At 55.9% G+C, this 24,600-nt stretch carries 21 protein-coding genes; 6 read left to right on the forward strand and 15 right to left on the reverse strand.

All coding sequences use genetic code 11. From position 1 onward, the window contains the following. Positions 1-367: 367 nt before the first annotated feature. From treC to treR, 3 genes are all read right to left on the reverse strand, one after another. Positions 368-2,023: an alpha,alpha-phosphotrehalase gene (gene treC, locus LZP96_RS07010; protein ID WP_064324623.1), complete on the reverse strand. Its 1,656-nt coding sequence runs from the start codon at positions 2,021-2,023 to the stop codon at positions 368-370. 51 nt (positions 2,024-2,074) lie between these two features. After that, positions 2,075-3,493 (reverse strand): PTS trehalose transporter subunit IIBC, encoded by a 1,419-nt coding sequence (treB, locus tag LZP96_RS07015; protein ID WP_064328053.1) that lies wholly within the window; start codon positions 3,491-3,493, stop codon positions 2,075-2,077. A gap of 126 nt (positions 3,494-3,619) precedes the next feature. After that, complete coding sequence (gene treR, locus LZP96_RS07020) at positions 3,620-4,567, reverse strand: trehalose operon repressor TreR (RefSeq protein ID WP_064324624.1); 948 nt, start codon at positions 4,565-4,567, stop codon at positions 3,620-3,622. A gap of 387 nt (positions 4,568-4,954) precedes the next feature. On the opposite strand from treR, the gene mgtA reads away from it, so the two are divergent. Together mgtA and LZP96_RS07030 are read left to right on the forward strand one after the other, a co-directional pair. Beyond that, positions 4,955-7,663, forward strand: coding sequence for a magnesium-translocating P-type ATPase (gene mgtA, locus LZP96_RS07025; protein ID WP_064324625.1), 2,709 nt, complete (start codon positions 4,955-4,957; stop codon positions 7,661-7,663). A gap of 161 nt (positions 7,664-7,824) precedes the next feature. Beyond that, positions 7,825-10,209 carry a beta-N-acetylhexosaminidase gene (locus tag LZP96_RS07030; protein WP_064324626.1) on the forward strand — a complete coding sequence of 795 codons (2,385 nt, stop codon included), beginning with the start codon at positions 7,825-7,827 and terminating at the stop codon, positions 10,207-10,209. A 518-nt stretch (positions 10,210-10,727) separates the two neighbouring features. Here LZP96_RS07030 and gbpA read toward each other — a convergent pair. The 10 genes from gbpA to arcA form a co-directional block, all read right to left on the reverse strand. Next, complete coding sequence (gbpA, locus tag LZP96_RS07035) at positions 10,728-12,179, reverse strand: N-acetylglucosamine-binding protein GbpA (RefSeq protein ID WP_064324627.1); 1,452 nt, start codon at positions 12,177-12,179, stop codon at positions 10,728-10,730. Between the two features lie 138 nt (positions 12,180-12,317). After that, positions 12,318-12,704 carry a 2-iminobutanoate/2-iminopropanoate deaminase gene (ridA, locus tag LZP96_RS07040; RefSeq protein WP_006179088.1) on the reverse strand — a complete coding sequence of 129 codons (387 nt, stop codon included), beginning with the start codon at positions 12,702-12,704 and terminating at the stop codon, positions 12,318-12,320. A gap of 73 nt (positions 12,705-12,777) precedes the next feature. Further along, positions 12,778-13,239 (reverse strand): aspartate carbamoyltransferase regulatory subunit, encoded by a 462-nt coding sequence (pyrI, locus tag LZP96_RS07045; RefSeq protein ID WP_064324628.1) that lies wholly within the window; start codon positions 13,237-13,239, stop codon positions 12,778-12,780. Between the two features lie 12 nt (positions 13,240-13,251). Further along, positions 13,252-14,184 carry an aspartate carbamoyltransferase gene (gene pyrB / locus LZP96_RS07050; protein ID WP_258925772.1) on the reverse strand — a complete coding sequence of 311 codons (933 nt, stop codon included), beginning with the start codon at positions 14,182-14,184 and terminating at the stop codon, positions 13,252-13,254. 34 nt (positions 14,185-14,218) lie between these two features. After that, positions 14,219-14,323 (reverse strand): pyrBI operon leader peptide, encoded by a 105-nt coding sequence (locus tag LZP96_RS07055; protein ID WP_071892320.1) that lies wholly within the window; start codon positions 14,321-14,323, stop codon positions 14,219-14,221. Positions 14,324-14,423: 100 nt separating this feature from the next. Then, entirely contained in the window at positions 14,424-14,900 is a 477-nt protein-coding gene (locus LZP96_RS07060; protein WP_064324630.1) for an arginine repressor, read from the reverse strand. Positions 14,901-14,987: 87 nt separating this feature from the next. Continuing rightward, on the reverse strand, positions 14,988-16,391 hold the full coding sequence (locus tag LZP96_RS07065; protein ID WP_258925773.1) for a YfcC family protein: 1,404 nt from the start codon (positions 16,389-16,391) through the stop codon (positions 14,988-14,990). Positions 16,392-16,438: 47 nt separating this feature from the next. Further along, positions 16,439-17,443, reverse strand: a complete 1,005-nt coding sequence (argF, locus tag LZP96_RS07070) for an ornithine carbamoyltransferase (RefSeq protein WP_258925775.1) — start codon at positions 17,441-17,443, stop codon at positions 16,439-16,441. 114 nt (positions 17,444-17,557) lie between these two features. Continuing rightward, positions 17,558-18,469 (reverse strand): carbamate kinase, encoded by a 912-nt coding sequence (arcC, locus tag LZP96_RS07075; protein WP_258925776.1) that lies wholly within the window; start codon positions 18,467-18,469, stop codon positions 17,558-17,560. A 10-nt stretch (positions 18,470-18,479) separates the two neighbouring features. Continuing rightward, complete coding sequence (gene arcA / locus LZP96_RS07080; RefSeq protein WP_064328054.1) at positions 18,480-19,700, reverse strand: arginine deiminase; 1,221 nt, start codon at positions 19,698-19,700, stop codon at positions 18,480-18,482. Positions 19,701-20,373: 673 nt separating this feature from the next. On the opposite strand from arcA, the gene LZP96_RS07085 reads away from it, so the two are divergent. Further along, positions 20,374-20,826, forward strand: coding sequence for a YhcH/YjgK/YiaL family protein (locus LZP96_RS07085; protein ID WP_064324634.1), 453 nt, complete (start codon positions 20,374-20,376; stop codon positions 20,824-20,826). Positions 20,827-21,372: 546 nt separating this feature from the next. Here LZP96_RS07085 and argF (LZP96_RS07090) read toward each other — a convergent pair. Beyond that, positions 21,373-22,377, reverse strand: a complete 1,005-nt coding sequence (gene argF, locus LZP96_RS07090; RefSeq protein ID WP_064324636.1) for an ornithine carbamoyltransferase — start codon at positions 22,375-22,377, stop codon at positions 21,373-21,375. After that, positions 22,347-22,643 (reverse strand): putative translational regulatory protein ArgL, encoded by a 297-nt coding sequence (gene argL / locus LZP96_RS24190; RefSeq protein WP_374230089.1) that lies wholly within the window; start codon positions 22,641-22,643, stop codon positions 22,347-22,349. Before argL ends, argF (LZP96_RS07090) begins: the two co-directional genes overlap by 31 nt. Between argL and rraB the strand changes: the two genes are divergently transcribed. From rraB to LZP96_RS07110, 3 genes are read left to right on the forward strand one after another with little or no spacing between them, the layout of a single operon-like run. After that, positions 22,543-22,965, forward strand: a complete 423-nt coding sequence (gene rraB, locus LZP96_RS07100) for a ribonuclease E inhibitor RraB (RefSeq protein ID WP_064324637.1) — start codon at positions 22,543-22,545, stop codon at positions 22,963-22,965. The genes argL and rraB overlap by 101 nt on opposite strands. Before the next feature lie 45 nt (positions 22,966-23,010). Beyond that, positions 23,011-23,769 (forward strand): tRNA isopentenyl-2-thiomethyl-A-37 hydroxylase MiaE, encoded by a 759-nt coding sequence (gene miaE / locus LZP96_RS07105; protein ID WP_064324638.1) that lies wholly within the window; start codon positions 23,011-23,013, stop codon positions 23,767-23,769. Positions 23,770-23,801: 32 nt separating this feature from the next. After that, positions 23,802-24,533 (forward strand): hypothetical protein, encoded by a 732-nt coding sequence (locus LZP96_RS07110; protein WP_064324639.1) that lies wholly within the window; start codon positions 23,802-23,804, stop codon positions 24,531-24,533. Positions 24,534-24,600: the final 67 nt, after the last annotated feature.

Below are 24,600 nucleotides of genomic sequence, written 5' to 3' on the forward strand. Positions count from 1 at the left end.
CATTCATACAGGTTATCCACAGAGGCGGGGGAAACAGGTGCAGGCGAGATTTTCAAATAACCCAGCCACTTCCCACGTTTTCGACCCGTGTTATCCACAATTCCGGCCAGCGTCATCGCCGTTGTCTTGTTGGAATAGTAGACGAAAAATACAAGATATTGGGTCGGCGTGCATTTTAAGGTCTATATGTAGTGATTTGCATCAAACTTGTTTGCGATTTATTTGATTCAGAACAAGGTAAAAAAGCGAGAGCACAAACGACGGGCATTTCAGGCTTTGTAAAAGATGGCGGGAAAAATTCGCTTAATTTTTCAACAAAAACAGTAAGGTATTGCCGGGCCCCGGTCAGGCAGCCCGGCGAAGGGAGTTAACGCTGGAGCCACCAGACCGCTTCATACGGACGCAGCGTGATGGCGTCTGGTTGAGGGGCGGCTTGCGTGTAGTTGCTCATGACCTGCTGCCACGCGCCTGAGAACGCCTCCGGCTGCCATAGCTGTGCTTCACTGCTAAGGTTGGCGGCAACGATGAGCGTTTGACCCCCCCAGTGACGACGATAGCACCATAAAGACGGGTGATCCGGCAACAGGTCCTGATAATCCCCCCAGGTCAGGACCGGCAGGCTTTTACGCAGGGTGACCAGCGTTTGATAGGCATAAAACACCGAGTCAGGATCGTTAAGCGCGCGATCAACGTTGACCGTCTCATAGTTATCGCACACGCCAATCCAGGGTTCTGCTTCGGTAAAGCCGGCATTATGGCTGGCGTCCCACTGCATCGGCGTTCGGCCATTATCCCGGGACTTACTCGCCAGAATCGCCAGAAGTTCGTCAGGATCGCGGCCCTTTGTCCGTAATTCGGCGAACATGTTGTGGCTTTCCACATCGCGATAATCGGTAATGCGGGTAAAGTGCGGATTGGTCATGCCAATCTCTTCTCCCTGGAAGATATAGGGGGTGCCCTGCATACCGTGGAGCACCATGCCGAGCATTTTTGCTGCGGGCACCCGGTACTCCCCCTCATGACCAAAGCGCGACACGATGCGCGGCTGATCGTGGTTACACCAGAACAGCGCATTCCAGGCGTTGTTATGCATCCCCTGCTGCCAGTGGCTAAAGAGCGCTTTCAGGGCGATGAAATCTGGTTTTGCCAGGGTCCACTTTTCACCGCCGGGATAATCTACCTTCAGATGATGGAAGTTGAAGGTCATCGACAGTTCGCGACCGTCGAGTGCCGCGTACTGCTGGCAGTTTTCCAGCGAGGTCGAGGACATCTCGCCCACGGTCATCAGGTTGCGCGGGGTAAAGACGTCGCGGCTCATCTCCTGCAAATAGTCATGCACGCGCGGTCCGTCAGTATAGAAGCGGCGACCGTCGCCCATCTCGTCGCTCGGGAACGCCTGATCTTTTGAAATAAGGTTAATCACATCCAGGCGCAGACCGTCCACGCCGCGATCGGCCCAGAACTCACACACCTTTTTCAGCTCGGCGCGTACGGCCGGGTTTTCCCAGTTCAGATCCGCCTGCTCGGGGGCAAAAAGATGCAGATAGTACTGTTCACTCTCGGCATGCCAGCGCCAGGCGTTGCCGCCAAATTTAGAGCGCCAGTTATTGGGCAACACGTCCGGCGTACCGTCGCGCCAGATATAGAACTGGCGGTACGGGCTGGCCTTATTCAGGGATTCCCGAAACCAGGCATGCTGGGTGGAGGTGTGGTTAAGCACCATGTCGAGCACAATGCGGATGCCGCGTGAATGCGCCTGTGCCACCAGTTCGTCAAAATCATCCAGCGTGCCGTAAGTCGGATCGATAGCGGTATAGTTCGCCACGTCGTAGCCGTTATCCACCTGCGGGGAGATATAAAATGGCGTCAGCCAGATGGCGTCAATGCCAAGCGTTTTCAGGTAGTCGAGACGCCGGGTCACCCCGCATAAATCACCGGTGCCGGAGCCGGTCGTGTCCTGGAAACTCTTCGGGTAGATCTGGTAGATGACGCCGTTTTGCCACCAGTGGGGAAGGGTATTCATAATGATTTCCTGCAAATGCGAAGGGGCGCAAGTGCGCCCCGAATGAAGGTATTAAACAATCTGCAACGTGCCCTGACGGAATTTGCGCTGGTAAACGACGGTGGTCAGCACCATCGGGATGATGATGGCAATCGCCGTAGCCACGGCAAAGACCTGCCAGAAATCGGGCTGGATGGAGAGGATGCCCGGCAAACCGCCGACGCCGATACCGTTCGCCATCACGCCGTTTAACCCGCAGAGCAGTGCCGCCAGGCCAGAGCCAATCATCGCGCAGAGCATCGGGAAGCGGTATTTCAGGTTGATGCCGTACATCGCCGGTTCCGTCACGCCAAGGTAGGCAGAGATGGCCGCCGGAACGGAAATTTCACGTTCGTTATGCTTACGGCTGACAATAATAATGCCGGTAACCGCAGACGCCTGGGCAATATTCGACAGAGCAATCAATGGCCAGACCGGCGTACCGCCCAGGCTCTGGATCATCTGCATGTCGATAGCGAGCGTGGTCTGGTGGACACCGGTGATCACCAGCGGGGCATACAGGAAACCAAACAGCAGGGCACCAACCGGGGCGAAGCTGCCGGTCAGCAGGTGGCGAACCGCAAACGCAACGCCGTCGCCAATCATGCGGCCAAACGGACCGATCAAGGCATGCGCCAGGAAGACCGCCAGGATCAGCGAGCAGACCGGCACCACCACCAGATAGAGGTAATCCGGCACGATGCGCTTGAGGTGCGTCTCAATAAAGCCAAGCGTCAGCCCTGCTAGCAGCGCCGGGATGACCTGCGCCTGGTATCCCACTTTGGCGATGGAAAACAGGCCGAAGTTCCATACTTCAGGTACCTGTTGCCCCAGTAAGTAGGCGTTCATTAACTGCGGGGAGACCAGGGTGATGCCCAGGACGATGCCCAAAATGGGCGTTCCACCCATCTTACGCACCGCCGACCAGCAAATCCCCACCGGCAGATAGAAGAAGATCGCTTCACCGATAAGCCACAGGAAGTCATTGATGGTTTGCAGCGCCGGGACCATCTGCGCCAGCGTTTTACCGTCGTTCATCGGCACATCGCCAATCACGTTACGGAATCCCAGCACCAGACCGCCGCTGATCAGCGCTGGCAACAGCGGGAAGAAGATCTCCGCAAAGTGGGAAATCAGCTGCTCGTGCCATTTCATATTCTGACGGGCCGCTTTTTTGGCCTGCTCTTTGTCAGCCGAAGCGTGCCCGGTGGTGGCCAGCAGGGCTTTATAGTAATCGCCCACTTCGGTGCCAATCACAACCTGGAACTGCCCCGCATTGGTGAAGCAGCCTTTAACCATGGAAAGTTCTTCAATGGCTTTTGGATTCGCTTTGGCCGGATCGTTCAGCACAAAACGCAGGCGGGTAATACAGTGGCTGACGGTGGCGATATTTTCACGCCCGCCAACCAGAACGATCAGCTGGTCGATGTCGGATTGTTTTACTTTGCTCATCATGAAGCCTCATGACTGATAGGGTGGGTTACGGAATGAACGAGAGCCTACTCTTTAAGCGCAACAACTAAAACGGGAACGTTCCCGAAATTGGGTGAGGATCACAATAATCCGTTCAGTAAAGGGTCAGGAAAGGTGAGAAGGAATAACGATCTGCCGCGGTTCGCTGCGTCCGTTAATCTGCTCAATAAGCTGGGAGGCCGCCTGGCGTCCGGCTTCGCCGTAGCCCGGATTGACGGTCACGATTTCCGGATGGAGGAATTTCATCAGCGGCGTGCTGCCCACGCTCGCCAGCTGGAGCGAGTCGATACGCTGCTCCTGCAAATACTTGCTTGCACCCAGGGCCAGGGTATCGGTGGCGCAAACCAGCGCGGTGGTTTGCGTCGTCAGAACGCTGGCGACCTTATCGTAGCCCTGTTTCATCGCCAGCCCCGGCAGAGAGGCAACGGCGGGCAGATTATGCTGCTTGCAAAAAGTCAGATAGGCTTCGTGACGACGTTTACCGGTCGTGACGTCATTGTGCGGTACCCCGAGGTAGCTGATATGACGATGGCCCAATTCATACAGGCGATGCAGCAGCAGGGTGATGGCGCCCTCATCGTCATAACAGACAGAGGCAAAACCGCTGGCTTCACGTGCCATCAGCACCAGTGACGCCTGCCAGGGTTTGAGCATTTCATCCTGTATGCCGGAAAAACCAAACAGCACAACGCCGTCGATATTGCGTCGTTGCAGCATGCCCAGATGCTCTTCTACCATCTGGGTGGAGAACTGGCTTTCCATCATGATCGGATCGTAACCCTGTTCGTAAAACGCCGGAAGCATGGTTTGCACGGCCAGATTTTCAGAGAGAGAGTCCAGGCGGGAGACAATAATCGCGACGACTTTGTCGCTCTGCCCACGCATGGCACGGGCGGAACGGGAAGGGGAAAAACCATGCTGAGCCATTACCGCCTCGACGCGTTCACGCGTGCGCTCGCTGACACCACTTTCGTTGTTCAGCACGCGCGACACGGTGGATTTCCCCACGCCGCTTAAGCGCGCAATATCTTTAATGGTCAGGCGGTTCTGCATCCTTTATTCCCTGTTACAGCGAAAATGTGGTCAATAGAGCCTACTGCCCGGCAGCGAAATAGCAATGGGCAATGTCTGGTTTACATTTGGTTTAGTTCAGAGGGGGTATCATACCGCCCGAAACGTCACAAAAGGTATGGTTAAATCCGTATACTGCGCGGCGACACACGACTTTTACTTACCGGAGGCCACATGGATCCCGATCCCGCACCTCTCCTGAAACGGAGAACCCTTTCTTTCCGGTAAGTCAGCTTTTGCTGCCTCACCGGTGACGTGAGGCAGTAACGTCCCAAACGTTCCTGTTTACATTGTTGAGTGCCTTTCAGGTACGGCTTTGCCACGCCTGAAGAAAATACTGCGTCCGTTTACGGATGCGGGGGACTGCTTATGCTGAAAAATATCACCCGCCAGCTGCTTGCTCAGCTGCACCGTCACCTGCCGCACCGTCTGGTGCAGCGCGATCCGCTGCCAAATGCCAAAAATCTGGCTGGCGCGCCGATCCCACCTACCCTGACCGCTCAATGCCTTAACGCTGCCGCCATGGATGAAAACGAGGTCTGGCGCGCCTTTGGCGGACACCCCGAAGGGCTTAACGCCGCTGAAGTGGAAAAAACACGTGCGGAAAAGGGCGACAACGCGATTCCGGCGCAAAAGCCTTCCCCGTGGTGGGTTCATCTGTGGCTCTGCTACCGCAACCCGTTCAACCTGCTGCTGACGGTCCTGGCCATCATCTCCTATGCCACCGAAGATCTGTTTGCCGCCGGCGTGATTGCGCTGATGGTGGGGATCTCCACGCTGCTCAACTTCATTCAGGAGGCGCGTTCCACGCGGGCAGCGGATGCCCTGAAAGCCATGGTCAGTAATACCGCCACGGTGCAGCGTGTTATCAATGATAAGGGCGAAAACGCCTGGCTTGAACTGCCGATCGATCAGCTGGTGGTTGGCGATGTAATCAAACTTGCCGCGGGCGATATGATCCCGGCGGATCTGCGTGTCATCCAGGCGCGGGATCTGTTTGTGGCCCAGGCGTCTCTGACCGGCGAGTCCTTACCCGTCGAGAAGGTGGCGCGCAGCCGCGATCCTGCGCAAACCAACCCGCTGGAATGCGATACCCTGTGCTTTATGGGCACCACGGTGGTCAGCGGAACCGCGCAGGCGATCGTCATCGCCACCGGAGGGCAAACCTGGTTCGGGCAGCTGGCGGGCCGCGTCAGCGAGCAGGAGAGCGAGCCCAATGCGTTTCAGAAAGGGATTGGGCGCGTCAGCATGCTGCTGATCCGCTTTATGATGGTAATGACGCCGATTGTGCTGCTGATCAACGGCTACACCAAAGGCGACTGGTGGGAAGCCGCGCTGTTTGCGCTGTCGGTAGCCGTGGGGCTCACGCCTGAAATGCTGCCGATGATCGTCACCTCTACGCTGGCGCGCGGGGCGGTCAAACTGTCAAAGCAGAAGGTGATTGTTAAACACCTCGACGCCATTCAGAACTTTGGCGCAATGGACATCCTGTGCACCGACAAAACCGGTACGCTCACGCAGGATAAAATCGTGCTGGAGAACCATACCGATGTCTCAGGCAAGGCGAGCGAACGCGTTCTGCATACCGCCTGGCTAAACAGCCATTATCAGACGGGCCTGAAAAACCTGCTCGACGTGGCGGTGCTGGAGGGCGTGGAAGAAGAATCTGCCCGTCAGCTTTCTACCCGCTGGCAAAAAGTGGATGAGATCCCCTTTGATTTTGAGCGCCGCCGGATGTCGGTGGTGGTCAGCGAGCAGGCCGACGCCCATCAGCTGATCTGTAAAGGCGCGCTGCAGGAGATCCTGAGCGTCTCAACGCAGGTGCGGCATAACGGTGAGATTGTGCCGCTGGACGAGAGCATGCTGCGGCGCATTAAACGCGTGACCGACAGCCTGAACCGTCAGGGGCTGCGCGTGGTGGCGGTGGCGAGCAAATGTCTGCCCGCCCGGGAAGGGGATTATCAGCGTATCGACGAATCCGATTTGATCCTGGAAGGGTATATCGCGTTCCTCGATCCGCCGAAAGAGACCACCGCACCGGCGCTGAAGGCGTTAAAAGCCAGCGGCATCACCGTGAAAATATTGACGGGCGACAGCGAACTGGTGGCGGCAAAAGTGTGTCATGAGGTTGGCCTTGATGCGGGCGACGTGGTGACGGGCAGCGAAATTGAAACGCTCTCTGATGATGCGCTGGCGGCGCTGGCAAAACGCACCACGCTGTTTGCGCGCCTGACGCCCATGCACAAAGAGCGCATTGTCTCGTTGCTGCGTCGGGAAGGGCATGTCGTGGGCTTTATGGGCGACGGCATTAACGATGCCCCTGCGCTGCGTGCCGCTGACATTGGCATTTCCGTTGACGGCGCGGTGGACATTGCTCGCGAAGCGGCGGATATCATCCTGCTGGAAAAAAGCCTGATGGTGCTGGAGCAGGGGGTTATCGAAGGGCGTCGCACCTTTGCCAACATGCTGAAATACATCAAGATGACCGCCAGCTCCAACTTCGGTAACGTCTTCAGCGTGCTGGTCGCCAGCGCCTTCCTGCCGTTCCTGCCGATGTTGCCGTTGCATCTGCTGATTCAGAACCTGATGTACGATGTCTCTCAGGTGGCGATCCCGTTTGATAACGTCGATGACGAGCAGATCCAGAAGCCACAGCGGTGGAATCCCGCCGATCTGGGGCGCTTTATGCTCTTCTTTGGCCCGATCAGCTCCATTTTCGATATCCTGACGTTCTGCCTGATGTGGTTTGTCTTCCACGCCAATACGCCTGAACATCAGACCTTGTTCCAGTCCGGCTGGTTTGTGGTGGGGCTGCTGTCGCAAACGCTGATTGTGCATATGATCCGCACGCGTCGTATTCCGTTTATACAGAGCCGTGCGGCGTGGCCCCTGATGGTGATGACGCTGCTGGTAATGGTGATGGGGATTGCACTGCCCTTCTCGCCGCTGGCGGGTTATCTGCACCTGCAGGCGTTGCCGTTGAGCTACTTCCCGTGGCTGGTGGCGATTCTGGCCGGGTACATGGTGCTGACGCAGATGGTCAAAGGGTTTTACAGCCGCCGGTATGGCTGGCAGTGATTTCCTGGCCCGGTGGCGCTGCGCGTGCCGGGCCATGGCTTTCCTCTTAAATTCAAGAACCTGTGATCTCCGTCAGGCCTTACGCTTGACGATAAATTGTACGCATGTTAACAAAATGTTTTGCTTTTATTTGGCCCGTCAGATTCAAATAAGGAACATTCATGTTGCGTTACAGTCTTCTCACCGCCGGGCTGTTGCTCGGCGCTTCTGCGTTTGCCGCACCGGCAGGCGATTTACCCCTTATGCCCTGGCCTGCGAAAGTGGAGCGCCCGACGACGCAAGGGGCTTTTGTCCTGACCAATCAGGTTTCCGTTAGCGTCAGCGGCGACGATCTCGGCGAGGCGGTTAACCGACTGCGCCAGCGCATCGCCCTGCAAACAGGCTGGACGCTCCAGCCACAAAGCAGCACGCCGGATAAACCCACCATTCGCATTGCTATCGCCAAAAAAGTGAAGCCGCAGCCGCTGCCGGACAGCGATGAAAGCTACACCCTGAAGGTGGATGCCAGTGGGGTAAACATCTCCGCCAATACCCGTTTTGGTGCGCTCCGCGCGATGGAGACCGTGCTCCAGCTCATTCAGAACGGCGCGGAAAACACCTCACTGCCGTGGGTGAACATCGAAGATGCACCGCGCTTCCCGTGGCGCGGACTGCTGCTGGATTCCGCGCGTCATTTTATCCCGCTGCCGGATATCAAACGCCAGATCGACGGGATGGCGGCCGCAAAACTCAACGTGCTGCACTGGCACTTAACGGACGACCAGGGCTGGCGCTTTACCTCGACGCGTTATCCCAAACTGACCGAGCTTGCCAGCGACGGGCTGTTCTACACCCCGACGCAGATGCGCGAAATTGTCCGCTACGCCGCCGATCGGGGGATCCGCGTGGTGCCGGAGATCGACATGCCGGGACATGCCTCGGCCATTGCGGTCGCCTATCCGGAACTGATGAGCGCCCCCGGCCCGTATGAAATGGAGCGGCACTGGGGCGTATTAAAACCCGTTCTCGATCCGACCAAAGAGGCAACATACGCTTTTGCTGACGCCATGGTCAGCGAACTGGCGGCGATCTTCCCCGATCCGTATTTGCACATTGGCGGCGATGAAGTGGACGACACCCAGTGGAAAGAGAATGCGGCCATTCAAAACTTTATGCGGCAAAACAAACTGGCCGACAGCCACGCCTTACAGGCGTATTTCAACCGTAAGCTGGAAACCATTCTGGAAAAGCATCACCGTCAGATGGTCGGCTGGGATGAGATTTTCCACCCGGACCTGCCGAAGAGCATTTTGATCCAGTCCTGGCAGGGGCAGGACGCGCTGGGCCAGGTGGCGAAACAGGGTTATAAGGGCATCCTCTCCACCGGTTTTTATCTCGATCAGCCGCAAAGCACCGCCTACCACTACCGCAATGAGATCGCCCCGCAGGGGTTGAATGGGGTGGATCAACTGGCGGATAACGACAGCGCGCAAAGCTGGTCATTCGTTATGCCGCGCCTGAAGGGCAAGCCGGTTGAGGGCAGCTTTACGCTGGTGAAGGGCGAATCCGGCTGGCGCGGGTTTATTGATTTCAGCGGCAAATCGCGTCGCGCCGTGGATAACATTGAGTGGCGGGACGACAATCAGGTGACCTTTACCGTCGATACCTGGATGGGAGAAACCCGCCCGGTTGTGAACGTGACGGACGATAAGCTCAGCGGCTACTTCCTGGTGGGCAACGCCCGCTACCCGATTTCGGGCGCCCGGCTCGACAGCGTGCCGGCGGGCACGCAGCCGGTGGTGCCAGACGCGGCTCAGCAGGCGAATCTGATGGGCGGAGAAGCCGCCCTCTGGGCGGAAAACGTGGTCGCGCCGGTACTGGATATCAGGCTCTGGCCGCGCGCCTTTGCGGTGGCGGAGCGGCTGTGGTCCGCAAAAGAGGTGAACGACACCGATAATATGTATACCCGTTTGCAGGCCATGGACAGCTGGACCACCGTTTCGGTGGGTCTGCAGCAGCATAGCCAGCAGCAGGCATACTTTACGCGTCTGGCGAATAACGCCGACACGCTCCCTTTGCAGGTTCTCGCCCAGGCGCTGGAGCCTGCGCAGTATTACACGCGTCAGCATCTTAAATTCCAGGCCGGAAACTACCACCAGTTTGAGCCGCTGAACCGCTATGCCGATGCGCTCAACGCAGAAAGTACCACCGTGCGACAGATGAACCATTGGGTCGACCGTTTAATCAGCGACGCCGAAGACACGGAAAGCGCAGAGTCACTGCGTCACGTCTTTAACCGCTGGCAGAGCAATACCAGCGATGCGCTGGCGCTCAGCGAAAATAACTATCAGCTTAAGGCGATGAAGCCTGTGATTCAGGAGGTGGACAAGCTGGCGTCGATTGGTCTGCGGTTAACGGATCTGGTGGCGCGTCAGGGCACGCTGGATGATAAAGAGATCGCGGCAATTCAAAGCGAGCTGGATAGCGCAGCAAAAATCCAGGACGAGGTAGTGATTGCAGCGGTTTATCCGCTGGAGACGCTGCTCAGAGCCACGCGCAACCCGTAGGGCGGCGCGGGGGACCTCTGCGGTCTGATGCCCTCACCCCGACCCTCTCCCACGGGAGAGGGGGAAGGGCAATCCTCACCATGGCAAGGAATGCACAGAACAGTTCCCTCTCCCATGGCAAGGACTGCACAGAACAGTTCCCTCTCCCATGGCAAGGATTGCACGGAACAGTTCCCTCTCCCTTTGGGAGAGGGGTAGGGTGAGGGGAAACAGGCGACTCAGTTTTTCATTTTTGCAGGTAGGGTAGCGAGGCGCCAACAGACAAGTGGTTTAGATCGTGCGGTCTGATGCCCTCACCCCGACCCTCTCCCACGGGAGAGGGAGAAGGGCAACCCTCACCCATGTAGACGGGAGAGGGAGAAGGGCAATCCTCACCCATGTAGACGGGAGAGGGAGAAGGGCAACCCTCACCCATGTAGACGGGAGAGGGAGCAGGGTAATCCTCACCCTTGGCAAGGATTGCACGGAACAGTTCCCTCTCCCTTTGGGAGAGGGGTAGGGTGAGGGAAACAGGCGACTCAGTTCTTAACAACCCACGCCTCTTTCCAGTGCGCGCCTACGCCAGGCTCATACTGGTTCGCCGTTGGGCTGTACTGCAGGCAATAACCGCTGTATGGGAAGGGCTTACACTGATACGTCTTGCCATCTTTCGGCTGCAGTACAACGGTGCCTGCTTTGTACGACCCCATATTCTGCGGGAAGGTGAAGTCGTAGCTGCCGGTATTACCGCTTGCTGAATCTTCTTCCAGCATCAGGTTCAGCACGTCCTGAGCGAACATCGTGCCGTCTTTGTTGGTCGCGTAGTATTTCAGCATGTGGTGGCCCGCGGTCACATCGTTCAGGTTCATGGTCACGTCCTGGTTGGCGTTATTCATGTCCTGCTTCAGGTAACCTTTTTCTGCGCCCATGTGGTTCATGACATGCGCTTCCAGGTTCACGTCACCGTGCGTATTCACGTGGAACGTGACGGTTGCGTTGCCGTTTTCAATTTTGCTGTACTGCAGGTTAGATACGGCGATGGTTTCGCTCACTTCAGCCTGCTGCTCTTCATAGGAGATAGCAACGGACTTCAGCTGACTGCCGTCTTTCACGAACACGCTGTTTGCGCCGTGAATCGGGTTGATTTGACCGCTTTCATCTTTCACGCCCACGCGAACGTCGCCGTGCGCGCTGTTGATCTGCTGCGCCAGATCGTAAGACCACTGGTTCGCATCACCCTGTTCAGCCGAGGCGATGGTCAATTCAGTGCGCATAGAGGCTACTTCGCCGTTTGCGTCGAAGAAGCGCGCGATCGCTTTATCGCCTGCGTTCAGGTTATTACCTGCGATCTGGCCGTTCAGCGTCTTATTCCACTCGGACACGACTGCCGGCGTTTCGTCTGGCGTCACGTTGCCGCCGTTACCAAAATCAACGTCGATAGCCTGATAGAAACTATTAGCGGTATCGGCAATTTCCCACACGCCGTAAATAACCTGATAGCCGGTACGCTCAGGCACATTACAATTCATTGTCTGACGCTGGGCAGGCGCCTGGCCATTACCGTTAACGGTACAGAATGGCATTAATTCGAGCTGATCGCGGGTCAGCGGTTTATTCGGGTTCCAGTTTTGTTTGGTAATATAATAACGCCAGTTAGTCGTTTTATGTGGCGCAGTATGATACCAGACGAATTCGTGTGGTCCGGCCGTCATAGGGTTTTTAGTCCATGCATTCAGGCTCTGCTTATCAAGCTGGGAATACTGGGAAATGCCGGCGCTGGCGAGTTGACCATCAGGCGGCATCGCGCCAGTCGGGAAACCGGAGGATTTTTCGACGCTCTGCGGTTCGTATTGAACGGTACCGCAGTCAATATTTTGACCGAGCTTACACATATAGGCGCGGCTGGCTGGAGACTCAATATATCCATGAGCAAATGCAGAAGAGGCAACAGTCAATGTTGCGATTGCAAATGCGATTTTTGAAAGTTTCATTACTCGTCCATTAAAAGAAAGTATTATCTTGAGAATAAAGTCTAATAATGGACACGGTGATAAGTCATTTTATACAGAGAGTAAAAATGGTCGAAATAAAAAAGGCAGCCGTAGCTGCCTTGAATTTATTGAAATAAATTAACGACGCACGGCAATCGCTTCGATTTCAATTTTCACATCTTTTGGCAGACGAGCCACTTCCACGCAGGAGCGCGCCGGGAAGGTCGCGTTGTGCTCGGTGAAGAATGCTTCGTACGTGGCGTTAACGGTCGCGAAATCGTTAAGATCTTTAACGAAAACGGTCGTTTTCACGATATCGCCCACTTTCAGGCCCGCAGATTCGACGATCGCCTGAACGTTTTCCAGGGACTGACGCGCCTGTGCGGCAACATCTTCTGCCACTTCACCCGTTTTTGGGTTCACCGGGATCTGACCAGACGTGATGATCATGCTGCCCAGATCAACGCCCTGAACGTACGGGCCAATGGCGGCTGGTGCATTTTCCGTCGCAAGTACTTTGCTCATGTTTTCTCCAGAATAACAGCGTTAAGAATGTCCCGGCCATTATAGGGAGGCCGGGATCCTTTACCAACCTCAATTAGTTGGCCAGCACCACATAATGAGAAAACTCTTTTTCGCAGTATTTGCATTTGAGTGCGATGTCTTTCTCGCGTTTTTTCACTGCAAAGCTGGACGAAACCGGCTCAGCGTGGCTGATGCAGTTGCTGTTCGGACAGACCAGCACGCTGTTGATACGCTCCGGCAGGCTCGGACGCGATTTTCCCACCACTTCGTAATCATCGATGCGGTTTACCGTCGCATTCGGCGCATAGAGCGAAAGCTGGTTCACCTGCTCGTCGGTCAGGAAGGTGTTCTCGATTTTAATCAGATCCTTGCGGCCCATCTCGCCTGACGGCAGGTTCAGGCCAATGGTGATGCGCTGGTCGGTTTCGGTCAGCTTGAATAGCGTCAAAAGCTTAAAACCAATTTGCGCAGGGATATGGTCAATCACGGTGCCACGTTTGATGGCTTCTACCTGGAGTTTGTTGTCATGTGTCATGGTTATTTTTCCTTACAGAGCCAAGTCGCGATTCAGAACCAGTGCCAGCAGTGCCTGGCGTGCGAAGATACCGTTGCCCGCCTGCTGGAAGTACCAGGCGTGCGGCGTTTTATCCACGTCGGTGGCAATTTCGTCGATGCGCGGCAGCGGGTGTAATACCTTCATGTTGCCACGCGCGCCGTCGAGGTCGCTGGCGCGCAGCACAAACTGCGCCTTCACGTTGGCGTACTCGGACGGATCCAGACGCTCTTTTTGCACGCGGGTCATATAGAGAATATCCACGTCGCCCATCACCTCTTCGATGCTGGCGTGCTGGCTCCAGGCAATCCCTTTTTCATCGAGCATATCCAGAATGTACTGCGGCATCGCCAGCGCCGTCGGGGCGATAAAGTAGAACCGGTTGCCGTTATATTTCGCCAGCGCCTGAGCCAGCGAATGGACGGTGCGGCCATATTTCAAATCACCGACCATGGCGATATGCAGATTTTCCAGTCGGCCCTGGGTTTCACGGATGGTGAACAGATCCAGCAGGGTTTGCGTTGGATGCTGGTTCGCGCCGTCGCCGGCATTCAGAATCGGAATACCGCCTGAAAACTCGGTCGCCAGGCGCGAGGCGCCTTCCTGCGGATGACGCATCACGATGGCATCCACGTAGGTGCTGATAACCGAAATGGTGTCTGCCAGCGTCTCGCCTTTTTTGCCCAGCGACGTGTTGCTGCTGTCTGAGAAGCCGACCACGCTTGCGCCCAGGCGATGCATGGAAGTTTCGAACGAGAGGCGAGTACGGGTCGATGCCTCAAAGAAACAGCTGGCGATCACTTTATGTTTTAACAGCTCGGGCTGTGGGTTGGCCTTCAGTTTTGCCGCGGTATCCAGAACCAGTTCCAGCTCTTCGCGGCTGAGGTCATTGATGGAAATGATGTGTTTTTGATAAAGCGGATTCATGTTTATCTCCTGACGCCGGGCAAAAAAAAGCCCCTCAAATGAGGGGCTCTGGGAATAGGGTAAGCAACGGGAAGAAAAACGGCAGGCCAGCGTCTGTTTTCAGACGCGGTATGACTGTATGTCGTACACGCTTGACCATGACTTCCTCCCGGCAAATTGTCGGGCATTATACTCAGCTCGATGCTCCGATCAAGCATTTAATGCACGCTTTACTCAGTGCAAACGGTTCTATATGAATATTAATGCGTTCTGAGTAAATAATTAATTTGCTTATGCACCAGCGCCGTGCGCTTAACGATGCGCGGCGCGACCCAGACAATACTGCTTCCGGCCACCACGCCTAAAATCTCCGGCAGCTGGTGATAATCCAGAATACGCGCCACCGCACGGCCATATCCGGCAACGGTATGGATAAGGATAAATTCGCTGTTGTGCTCCACGCTGACCACCATTTCTGAGATAGACCGCGCCGCATCCGGAGCCGGGCGCAGCTGAGGATTCATCGAATAAATCTTTTGGCCTTTGGCATTGCGAATTTTTATGACACCCAGCAGCGTGAGCAGACGTGAAACGGTAGACTGGCTTATGGTTTCAAAGCCGCGTTCCTGTAAATCACGGCGGATCTCTTCCTGAGAGAGGTAGGTGTTTTCGCTAATCAGAGTCTGGCAAACCGCCAGCTGAAGTTGTTCTTTGGGGGAGTAATCTCCGTATTCCATGTTCTCTTCTTCCCATCTCAGTGAGCAAAATAACCGGTGGCGCCGCACCGATCCGTAGGCCGGATAAGCGCAGCGCCATCCGGAAAATTACATCAATGCACCCAGGCTTAACGCTACCATAATCACCACCGTCAAAATCCCCAGCAGCGGCGCAACCCACTTCAGATAGCGCACGTAGGGAACGCGGGCGATTGCCAGCCCACCCATGACCACGGCGGAGGTTGGGGTCACCAGATTGACGATACCGGATGCAGACTGGTACGCAGTCACGACCAAATCGCGATTGACGTTAGCGAAATCGGCAAGCGGCGCCATGATCGGCATCGTCAGAACGGCCAGGCCGGACGAAGAAGGCACAAGAAATGACAACAGCACTTCCAGCCAGTACATCACGTTAATAAACGCGACGGAGGATAATCCGGTCACCAGGCCTTCAGCACTGTGCAAAATGGTGTGGGTAATCATGCCCTTATCCATAATCACTACGATACCGCGGGCGATGCCGATAATCAGCGCGACGCCCAGCAAATCCCGTGCGCCGTTGATAAAGGTGGAGGTCAGCTCCTCTTCGCTCATCCGCGCGATAAGGCCGACGATGATGGCGCTGGCAAGAAACACGGCCGAGATCTCGGCCATCCACCAACCCAGCACCGCCACGCCGTAAATCATCACGGCAAAGGCCAGGGCGAAAATCACCAGAATGATTTTGCGCACCGGGGTAAATTCCAGCGACTGGTCGCCTTTGTTACCCAGAAAATGGGCGAGGTTCTCTTCTTGTTTATCCGCCACGATCGACAGCGACGGATCCTGACGGACCTTGCGGGCGTAGCGCATCACCCAGACCACGCAGATGATCCAGCCAATAACCAGCATCGCCAGACGCAGGGCGATCCCGTTGGTAAAGGGGATGCCGGCGGCGTTGGCCGCGATCACCGTGGCAAAGGGGTTGATCGTCGAGCCGAGCGTACCAATGCCCGCGCCGAGCAGGACGGTGGAGGCGGCCACAACCGGATCGAAGCGGGCGGCCAGCATCACCGGAACCAAAAGCGTGTAGAACGGCAGTGACTCTTCGGCCATGCCATAAATGGTGCCACCGGCGGCAAACAGCGCCATCAGGATCGGGATCATCCACTCTTCGCGCCCGCGCAGCTTGGTGGTGACGCGCTCGATCCCCGCATCAATGGCACCGGTTTTGGTGACGATCCCCAGAAATCCGCCGATGATCAAAATAAACAGCGCGACGTCGATCGCCCCGGCCTGGCCGGAGACCGGATCGTACAATCCGGCGATCGGGGCCATCAGCACCGAAACGATCCCCTGCGGATGCGCGGCAACGTGCGCGTAAGTGCCGGCAATGGGCACTTCTTTGCCGAGCGTTTCGTTCATCGCCATCTGGTACTGGCCGGCTGGCACAATCCAGCTCAGCGCGGCGACAACGGCAATCAGAAAAAAGAGGATGGTATACGCAGAAGGAAACTTGAACTTGCCCATGATGTTCTCCTTGCCCCGGCGCAGCCTCATGCCGCGCCGGGCGGTGATTAGTCGCCGAGTGTCGCCACCATGACCGCTTTAATGGTGTGCATGCGGTTTTCTGCTTCGTCAAAGACGATAGAGTTCGGGGATTCGAAGACCTCCTCCGTTACCTCCAGCCCTTTCAGGCCGTAGGCCATTTCGATTTCCCGGCCCACTTTGGTGTGCTCGTTATGGAACGCAGGCAGGCAGTGCATGAATTTGACGTTTGGATTGCCGGTCGCTTTCATCACGTCGCCGTTAATTTGATAAGGCTTCATCAGACTGACGCGCTCGGCCCAGGCCTCTTTCGGTTCACCCATCGACACCCAGACGTCGGTGTAGAGGAAGTCCGTGCCGTGCACGCCTTCGTTCACATCATCGGTCAGGGTGATGCGTGCGCCGGTCTCTTTGGCGATGGCGCGGCACTGCTCAACCAGCGCGGCATCCGGCCAGAACGATTTCGGGGCGACCAGGCGGATATCCATGCCCATCTTCGCCGCGCCGACCATCAGCGAATTGCCCATGTTGTTTCGCGCATCGCCCAGATAGGCGAAGCTCAGCTCCTGCAGCGTTTTGCCCGGCGCGTGCTCCAGCATGGTCATCAGATCCGCCAGGATTTGCGTCGGATGGAACTCATCGGTCAGGCCGTTCCAGACCGGCACGCCCGCGAACTCGCCCAGCTCTTCGACAATCGCCTGGCCGTAGCCGCGATATTCAATGCCGTCATACATCCGACCCAGCACGCGGGCAGTATCTTTCATCGACTCTTTATGGCCGATCTGGGAACCGCTTGGGCCGAGGTAGGTGACCTGAGCGCCCTGGTCAAATGCGCCCACTTCAAACGCGCAGCGGGTGCGGGTGGAGGTTTTTTCAAAGATCAGGGCGATGTTTTTCCCGACCAGGGTTTGCTTTTCACGACCGGCTTTTTTGGCGGCTTTGAGTTCGATGGCCAGGTCGATCAGGTACTGAATTTCTGTTGGCGTGTAGTCCAGCAGTTTGAGGAAATGACGGTTTTTCAGGTTGATGGTCATGGGTAAATCCTTTTTAACTTGTTAGCTGTCTGATGCCCTCACTCCGGCCCTCTCCCACAGGGAGAGGGGGGTAATATTCCTTCTCCCTGTGGGAGAAGGTTAGGGTGAGGGGTTTTAGTGACGAATCAGCGTGCCTTTCTCGCCCGCCAGGATTTCCGGGCCGTCTTCCAGCGAGCCGATCCCGGCGATGCCGTTGCACGTCTGCACAAACGCGCAGCAGGCGGCGACTTTCGGGCCCATCGACCCGGCGTCAAAGTGCATCTCCCTTAAGATGTCAGGCGTGACCTGGGCCAGCGGGCGCTGGGTGGGTTTTCCCCAGTCGAGGTACACCGCGTCGGCATCGGTCAGGATCAGCAGGGCATCCGCTTCGATCTGGCGGGCAAGCAGCGCGGCGGAGAGATCTTTATCAATGACCGCTTCGATACCCTGATAGCCACTGGCGTTTTCCACCACCGGCACGCCGCCGCCGCCGTTGCAAATCACCAGATGATCGCGGGCAATCAGGGCGGTAATGGCATCGCTCTCGACAATGCGTTTCGGCTGAGGTGACGGAACAACGCGGCGGAAGTAAGAGCCGTCTGCTTTGAATACCCAGCCTTTTTCCGCCTGCAGGGCCTGCGCCTGTTCTTCGGAATAGACCGGGCCGATATATTTGGTCGGGTGGCTAAACGCCGGGTCGGCCGCATCCACCTCCACCTGGGTGAGCAGCACGCTCACCTCGCGCTGGGGCAGATTGTTTTTCAGCGCTTGCTGGAGCATGTAACCAATCATCCCCTGACTTTCGGCACCGAGAATGTCGAGCGGGTAAGGGGTGACCTTGTCATAGGCGCTGTTTTGCAGCGCGAGCAGGCCTACCTGCGGTCCATTGCCATGCACCAGCACCACGCGCCACTGCGTTGTTAATCCGGCGATGGTGCGGGCGGCCAGCTCGATGTTTTGACGCTGGATGGCGGCTTCCAGGGGTTCACCGCGTTTCAGCAACGCGTTTCCGCCGAGCGCCACAACCAGAGTAGGTTTTCGTTCCATGATCGCTCCTTTAAATTCCGTCACGTTCCAGAGGGCAGCTCATGCAGCGAGCGCCGCCGCGACCGCGACCCAGTTCGTCGCCGGGAATCGGCAGCACGGTGATGCCGGCTTTGTCATATTTTTCGTTGGTCCAGATGTTGCGCTCGTAACCCACCACCACGCCGGGGCGCAGGGTCAGCACGTTGTTGGCATCGTTCCACTGCTCGCGCTCGGCCTCGAAGGCGTCGCCGCCGGTGGTAATCAGGCGCACCTGAGAGATCCCCAGCGCTTTTTCAATGGCGTGCAGCAGATCCGTCTCCTGGGTACGCAGCAGGCCGCCGCGTCCGTCCGGGGTCAGGGTCCAGCACTGTGCGTCTTTGCGCACCACTTCGGGATAGACCGAGAAGGTATCAACGTCGATATGCGTCATGACGGTGTCGAGGTGCATACAGGAGCGATGTTTCGGTAACTCAACGACCACCACCCGTTCGGCCTGACGATGCTTAAACAGGCTGTCAGCCAGGAACTCCACCCCCTGTGGCGTGGTGCGCTCGGAAAGACCAATTAATACGGCGCCACGGCCAATGACCAGGACATCGCCGCCTTCTAATGTGGCGTGGTCATAATTAATATTTTCATCGCCAAAATATTTAATAAAGTCGCCGTCGGCAAAGGCAGGGTGCCAGCGATAAATGGCGCGCAGATTATTGGTTTCGCGCTGGCGGGCGGGTTTAGCCATTGGGTTAATGGAAACACCGTTATAAATCCAGCAGGAGGTATCACGGGTAAATAAATGGTTGGGCAGTGGCTTCATAATAAAATCATTCGCCGTGTGGGTATCCACCACCATATTTTTAATACAGGCCGGGATCTCACCGTAGGTTAATCCTCCGCTTAATCGACGCGCCAGTTCCCGATGAGGCATATCCGCCAGCCAGCCGCGCACATCGTTGGCGAAGGTGGGGCCAAGGCGATAATCCGAGATTTGCGTATCCAGAAGCCAGGCTTTGGCCTCTGTAATATCAAGCGTTTGGGTTAAGAGGTCGGTCAACAGCAGGACTTCTACACCCTGCTCGCGCAGCGTGTTTGCGAAGATATCGTGCTCTTCGCCGGCACGCTCAACGGATAACACGTCATCAAATAATAATTCCTGACAGTTCGATGGCGTTAAGCGTTTCAAGCTTAAATTCGGGCGATGCAGCATGACGCTACGCAATTGACCTATTTCAGAACCGACATAATGCTTTTCCATATTTATCCCTTTACTTTTTTTCAGAATAAAAAGGGCTGAGCCATGCATGTTAATTAATGTCATGGCGGCTAAGCTCATTTGATTTCAGGAATCATACTAGGCGCTAAATCTATTTGTAATGTGATATTGCTCACGCTCAACAGGAGAGTGATGCGTTTGTTTTCAATTGCATGATTCGCATCAGATAATGATTAATTAGCGGCTTTTAAAATATGAATAGCTACGCGTTATTAGAAAGGGTTATCTGAAGTTGTTATTATTATGTAGAAATTTATATTTTGAAATAAATATCTATCATATTGATTGTTAACAGGAAATGCTAGCGACTGGAATGACTATGCAAATTGAGCCGTTAATTATTATTATCTTATCTTAAACCCATAAATAATTATTTGTTTTTAACGCAAAATCGCCAGATAACAAAGTGTGAGCAGGGCAGCTTTAATTAATTTTTTATATAATATTCAGGTGGTTAGCGGAGCGGCTAAATCTGCTGAAACAGGGTTTATGCATAATGACTGCATACTTGCCGGAACAGGTTTAACAGTGTTTTAACACATATCCCGATAAACATGCGCTGCCGCAAGGTTGAAGCAGAAAGGGGTGGTATGGCAGTGAAAATTCTCGTATAAAAGATAAAAATGAAACATCGTTTTATATTGAGGATTTAAAAATGATCGTTGGCAACATCCATAACTTACAGGTCTGGCTGCCGGAAGCGCTGCGCCAGGCGATTGAGCACGTTAAAACGCACGTGACCGATGCGACCCCGCTGGGCAAGCATGACATTGACGGCAACAATCTCTTCTATCTGGTCTCTGACGATATGACCCAGCCGTTTGCTGAGCGTCGCGCGGAGTACCATGCCCGTTATCTGGATATCCAGATCGTGTTAAAAGGGCAGGAAGGGATGACCTTCAGCACCCTGCCGCACGGCACGCCGGACACAGACTGGCTGGCGGATAAAGACATTGCGTTTTTGCCGGAAGGGGAGCAGGAAAAAACCGTCGTCTTAAGCGAAGGCGATTTTGTGGTGTTCTACCCGGGCGAAGTGCATAAGCCGCTGTGCGCGGTAGGAGCGCCAGCCCAGGTGCGTAAGGTAGTGGTGAAAATGCTGGTAGGCTGAGCCCCTCACCCCAGCCCTCTCCCCGTGGGAGAGGGGGAAAATTCCCCTCACCTCCGGGAGTAAAAGTCGACGCTCCCAGCCCCATGGAAGTAAAAGTTGTAGCTCCCCTCATCCATGGAGGTAAAGTTCTGGTTCCCTCTCCCTGTGAGTGAGGGAACCAGCCCGCAGGATTATCTCCCTCTCCCCGTGGGAAAGGGGCGTGGTGAGAGCATCAGCCCGCAGGGTTTTCTCCCTCTCCCCGTGGGAGAGGGCCGGGGTGAGGGCATCAGCCCGCTGGTTTATCTCCCTTTCCCTGTGGGTGAGCGCCGGGTTGAGAGCACCAGCCCGCAGGTTTTCTCCCTCTCCCCGTGGGTGAGCGCCGGGTTGAGAGCACCAGCCCGCAGGTTTTCTCCCTCTGCCCGTGGGAGAGAACCGGTGTGAGGGCACCAGACCGCAGATTTTCTCCCTCTCCCCGTGGGAGAGAACCGGGGTGAGGGCATCAGCCCGCAGATTTTCTCCCTCTCCCCGTGGGAGAGGGCCGGGGTGAGGGCATCAGACCGCAGAGGATCACTCCCCCAGCGTCGCCACCATCACCGCTTTAATCGTGTGCATACGGTTTTCCGCCTGGTCAAACACGATGCTTGCCGCCGATTCAAACACCTCGTCCGTCACTTCCATCCCGCCGTGCAGATCGAACTCTTTCGCCATCTGCTTGCCCAGCGTCGTCTGATCGTCATGGAACGCCGGCAGACAGTGCAGGAACTTCACGTTCGGGTTACCGGTCAGCGCCATCATTTCGCTGTTGACCTGATAACCACGCAACAGCGCAATACGCTCCGCCCAGATCGCCTTCGGCTCACCCATCGACACCCAGACGTCGGTATAGATAAAATCAGCGCCTTTCACGCCCGCCGCGACATCCTCGATTAGGGTAATTTTGCCGCCGTTCTGCAACGCCAGCGCGCTGCACTCCGCGACCAGGCTCTCTTCCGGCCAGCAGGCTTTAGGCGCCACCAGACGCAGGTCCAGCCCCACCAGTGCCGCTGCCTCCAGCATCGAGTTGCCCATGTTATTGCGCGCATCGCCCGCATAGACCAGCGTCATCTCGTTCAACGCTTTGCCCGGCAGATGCTCCTGCATGGTCAGCAGGTCCGCCAGAAGCTGCGTGGGATGGAACTCGTTAGTCAGGCCGTTCCACACCGGCACGCCTGCGTATTCGGCCAGGGTTTCAACCACTTCCTGCCCGTGACCACGGTACTGAATCCCGTCATACATCCGCCCCAGCACGCGCGCGGTATCTTTAATTGATTCTTTATGCCCAATCTGGCTGCCGCTCGGCCCTAAATACGTGACGCGTGCGCCCTGGTCATATGCGGCAACTTCGAAAGAGCAACGTGTACGAGTCGAGTCTTTTTCGAAGATGAGCGCGATATTTTTACCCGTAAGCTTTTGTTCCTCTTTGCCCTTTTTCTTATCGGCTTTGAGCTGAGCGGCGAGAGATAACAAACCGTGAAGCTGTGCTGGTGTAAAATCGAGCAATTTCAGAAAGTGTTTTTTATACAGTTCAGACATTTTATCCTCACATGGCAAAGGCCACTTATTGAATTAAAATTCACTTTATATGTATGAATATTCATTTGCAACCCTGTTTCACAATTCTTTCTTACATTAGGTGGAGGCAAACACATCCGTGTGTGAAAATAGAAGTATCTGCCGAACTTTAAAGAGGAACGAGCCATGGCAAACCCAGAACTGCTCGAAGAGCAACGCGAAGAGACGCGTCTGATTATTGAAGAACTGCTGGAAGACGGCAGCGATCCTGACGCGCTGTACACCATCGAGCACCATTTCTCTGCTGACGATTTTGAGTCGCTGGAGAAAATGGCGGTAGAAGCCTTCAAAATGGGTTACGAAGTCACCGAGCCAGAAGAGCTGGAAGTGGAAGAGGGCGAGACCGTCATCTGCTGTGACATTCTGAGCGAAGGCGCGCTGAAAGCGGAACTGATTGACGCCCAGGTTGAACAGCTGATGAACCTGGCCGAGAAGTTCGAAGTGGAATACGACGGCTGGGGCACCTACTTCGAAGATCCTAACGGCGAAGAGGGTGACGACGAAGATGACGATCTCGTCGATGAAGACGACGACGGTGTGCGTCACTAAGGATGGCTGACGGCAGCTCCGGCTGCCGTTTCTTTAAGGTGTAAAATGGATTACCCGCAGATACTTGCCCCCGTTCGTCAGTTCCTTCAGTGCCCGACCCCGCAAGCCTGGATTGATAAAGCCCGCGATCCGGCCAACCTGCCGCTATTACTGACCGACCACATGGTGTGCGAACTCAAAGCCGCACAGACCGCGCTATTGCTGGTGCGTAAATACGCCGCCGATCCACACGGGGCCGACGCGCTGCTGGCGTTGTTAAAACCTTACGAAGCTTTCACCTTCCGCGACGGCCCGGAGCCTGACTTCATCGCCCTGCAAAAGCAGATCGCGAAGAGTGCCATGCCCGGCACCGACGATCCGTGGGGGCGGCAGCTGATCGACAGCATGGTGCTGCTGATTAAAGAGGAACTGCACCATTTCTGGCAGGTGCGCGAGGCGATGCAGGCGCGCCACATCCCTTATGTAAAAATCACCGCCAGCCGCTACGCCAAAGGCATGCTGAAAGAAGTCCGCACGCATGAACCGCTGACGCTCATTGATAAGCTTATCTGTGGCGCCTACATCGAAGCGCGCTCCTGCGAGCGGTTTGCCGCCCTGGCGCCGCACCTGGATGATGATCTACAGAAGTTCTATCTGTCGTTACTGCGCTCGGAAGCGCGGCATTATCAGGACTATCTGACGCTTGCCCAACAGGTGAGCGATAACGATATCTCACCGCGCATAAAGCTTTTTGGTGAAATTGAAGCCACACTTATTTCAACACCGGACGATGAATTCCGCTTTCACAGTGGCGTACCGGTGTAACCGGCATAGCGAAAGGATAAGGATGCGAGACGATGAAGAGAGCCTGGAAACCGATAGTCATTGTTGCCGTACTGGCCGCCGTCGTGGCGTTTTGGGTCTATTACGACCGGCAGCGCCAGCTCAATACCCCCGAACAACAGCTTGATACCACGCTGAATTCGATGCCTGCCTGGCAGGTGATCAAAGAGCAAGAGCCCGCGCTGCAAAAGCGCATCCGCGAGCAGATCCTCGCGATGCAAAAGGCGGGCGAACCTGAACAGCACATTATCGACGTCATCCAGCCTCAGATCCTCAACCTGCAGATGTCGCGTCTGCAACATTCACCCGACGCCTACGTGGTGGATTATATGCGCGTCAATATGGAACAGACCGCCGCCATCCAGAAGGTGAGCGACGATGCCTGTTTCCGCTTCCTGTATCCGGCCGTGAAGGGCGGCGTAAACCCGATGCGCGTGCTGGATAAAGCGATGATGCAGCGCCGTATGAAGGCCGACGCCGACATGATGCGCGCCGCCTACGGTAAAAATCGCCACACCGTCACCCCCGAAGAGCGGCAAACGGCGATCGCCGACGTGCGTCCTGTTATGCAGGAACTGGCCAGCCAGTACGGCGAGGACATCCAGCTATTGCAGATGCCGGAGAAAGCCATCGGGAAAGAGAAGCTGTCGTGCGATATGGTGCAGGCGATGTGGGCGAAGGTGCTGAAACTGCCGGAACAGAAGGCCGCCGGCGTCATCCGCCTGGCCGTTTCCGAGCTGGATTAACCCTTACGCTGATTTTTTCGACACTTAGCACAGGTTTAACGCGCTGCCGCTTGCATGGCAGCGCGTG

This window comes from Huaxiibacter chinensis (assembly GCF_022171985.1).
Lineage (GTDB): Bacteria > Pseudomonadota > Gammaproteobacteria > Enterobacterales > Enterobacteriaceae > Enterobacter > Enterobacter chinensis_A.